The sequence below is a fragment of the Microcystis sp. M113S1 genome (genome assembly GCF_020246945.1).
Taxonomy (GTDB): domain Bacteria; phylum Cyanobacteriota; class Cyanobacteriia; order Cyanobacteriales; family Microcystaceae; genus Microcystis.
Genome location: NZ_JADBSA010000398.1, coordinates 1 through 2520, shown reverse-complemented (window position 1 = coordinate 2520; position 2520 = coordinate 1). Strand labels below are relative to the sequence as shown.

The 2520-nt window shown below is 45.1% G+C and carries 3 protein-coding genes and 1 pseudogene; 1 reads left to right on the top strand and 3 read right to left on the bottom strand.

Annotated elements, in window-relative coordinates:
- Positions 1 to 581 precede the first annotated feature (581 nt).
- A complete protein-coding gene (locus tag IM319_RS20205) occupies positions 582 to 932 on the top strand; it encodes a hypothetical protein (protein WP_287672127.1) in 351 nt (116 codons plus the stop codon).
- Here IM319_RS20205 and IM319_RS20200 read toward each other — a convergent pair whose 3' ends face one another.
- The 3 genes and pseudogenes from IM319_RS20200 to IM319_RS20190 all read right to left on the bottom strand — a co-directional run.
- Positions 933 to 1502, bottom strand: coding sequence for an ExbD/TolR family protein (locus IM319_RS20200; protein WP_287683648.1), 570 nt, complete (start codon positions 1500 to 1502; stop codon positions 933 to 935).
- 18 nt (positions 1503 to 1520) lie between these two features.
- Positions 1521 to 2159, bottom strand: a complete 639-nt coding sequence (locus IM319_RS20195) for a MotA/TolQ/ExbB proton channel family protein (RefSeq protein ID WP_287736705.1) — start codon at positions 2157 to 2159, stop codon at positions 1521 to 1523.
- Positions 2160 to 2351: 192 nt separating this feature from the next.
- Positions 2352 to 2520 (bottom strand): annotated as a pseudogene (locus IM319_RS20190) (RNA-guided endonuclease TnpB family protein); the annotation flags it as partial.

Sequence of the window (2520 nt, the reverse complement as noted above, 5' to 3'; positions counted from 1 at the left end):
GCCAAGCTTTTCTGGTCGGAACCCCCTAAGCCGAGTTTTCAAGGTGCTGCGCCGTCCACTTGGTTTTCGAGACTGGCCTTTTAATTCTAACGTAAAGCCAACCTAGAACGGCGGGGTTTCAGACCCAAAATTTCCGATGAATGGAACACTTACGAATGGACGAAAATTGCCCTAACTCAAAATTGAGGAAATAATATGGGGAGCATCTCATTTATGCAAGCGAGTAATTATACTTGTCCCTAAAACTGGTTTCTAGCAAGGCTTTCAAAATAGCTTGACATAAAAACCTGATTTAAGGGTTACAAAGGTGAGATGCTCCCATTCTTCGGAACTGGGAAGAAGGCGATTTTTATTGCAGGAAAGGTTAACCATAGCTCCTGCAAGCGTGGTGTTTGATTGATCAAGGGGAAAGGAGGCACTCGGCACATCCCCATCCCGCTTCGCTCTCGTGTGGGGACTTCCCGTGCCATATTTTCGTTAAGGGCAGTAAAGGGATCGTTAAATCAATCATAAATTGTTATAGTCCATTTCCTCCAGAGCCTAGCATAGAGGGGAAACCTCCTTTATCCCTAGGTAATTGCATGAATGGACTACAACAACAGATTATCAGTCTTGATCGGAAAGTCGAGCGTCTACAGGATATTGTCGAAAGCCTCAGCCAGCAAATTGCTATCCTAGCTGGGGATAAATCGAGTCATTACCGGCGAGAATCCCTGGAAATGGTCGGTTTTTCCGAGTTATCCGATAATAGCCTCTACGATCATAAAGATATTCTCCGGGATCACGGTGGCAAACAAGCCCCAGCTGTCAATGGCGATAATTCTTTTGCCGATGAAATCCAAATTCGCCGATTAACGGCACAATTGACGGCGGCCTACAATCGCATTGCCGCCCTCGAAGAACAATTACTCACCTATCGCATCCATTCCTAGTTAATTTCTGCCCAGAGGATTGGGTAAACTGGGCAAGGTGGGATTAGTCGGCAAATTGGGCAAAGGATTGCTATTTTCCAGGGTGGGATTATTAGCCTCCCCCGATAGAGTCGCTAAAGCCACACGATCACCGCCTGCCTGTCGCAGTAGGTCTAAAACCCCAACCACTTCGTTATAACTGGCATTTCTGGAGGCATTGAGTACCATCAGTCCATTGGGACTATATTGATGATAATTCTTGATCGCCTCGAACAACTGGGCGCGAGTCACCATTTGTTTTTCGACGTAGAGTTGTCCGAAATCATCGAGACTAACCACCAACATTTCCCGCATCGGGGTGGTGGCGGTACTAGCTTTCGGTAAATCGAGGCTGATAGCCTGTTGGCGAGATAATCCCACTGCACCGAGAATAAAGAAAGTGAGAATACAGAAAATTACATCGATCAAGGGAACGATATTAACCTGCACATCCTCTTGAATGCGGTGTTGATCGTGCCATAATTTGAGCGGACGAGCCGTAATATGGCTACTTTTTGGCTTTTTGTGGTTAAGAGATTTAGTTTCGGCCATGCTTGATAAGGGGGAGACTTAGCGATCGAGAGGTTTTTCTAGGTTAGCACTGAGGGCGTATTGTTGGTCTTCTTGGTGTAACCAGCGTTGGCGGTAGATAATTTCTAAATCACTGCCGGCCTTGCGAAAAATTCGGGCTTGATTGAACCAGAGTCCCTGAAAAACACGATAGAAAGCGAGGCTAAAAATAGCGACAATTAAGCCGGTAGCGGTGGAAATTAAAGCTTCACTAATACCTAAAGTTACTCCCGCCGTCGAGGAAGTTCCCAGGTCACTTAATTGAATATCGGCCAAAGAGGTAATTAAACCGAGTACCGTTCCCAATAATCCTAACAGGGGAGAAAGGGCGACGACTGCCTCAAGGATTTTATCGCCCCGTTTCATTAGGGATAATTGTTCATCGGCAGCCGATTCGAGGGCAAAGTGAAAAACCTCTGGATCTGGATTTTCTAAGCGCAGGGGTGCGTAGAGATAGCTACCAATGGGGTGATTGCGGGAATCTCCGGCGACTTTTGCCGCCAAATCCCAGTTACGGATGGCGGATTCCATAATGCGATTTAAAATCTGGCCCTCACTGAAGAGAGTACGACTCCAAAACCAAATTCGTTCGATAATAGTGCTAAGAGCTAAAATAGACAGAAAAAGCAGCGGCCACATGGCCACTCCGCCTTTTTGGATTAAATCAGTTATACTCACGAGTTGTTTTGTTCCTCCAATACTGGGCGATTCGGGCTTGATTATTTAGTTTAAGATTTAAGTCGATCAATTGACATTTATACTTCTTATAGTTAGTAAAAGTATAGTCAAATATAGACAGACTGAATTCCATTTCAGAAATTCCCTTCACTTTTACTTCGAGAGATTGATTCTCCTTGGATGAACTACGCACCTCTCTATCCCATAGCGGTTAAACGCATTTGGGAATGCTTTTCGCAAAATGTTGTAGGAACCCATGACATCAGATTGAATCAGAATCCCCTTATCTGTACGATATAACCCTCGCGAAATTCGGTTTCCT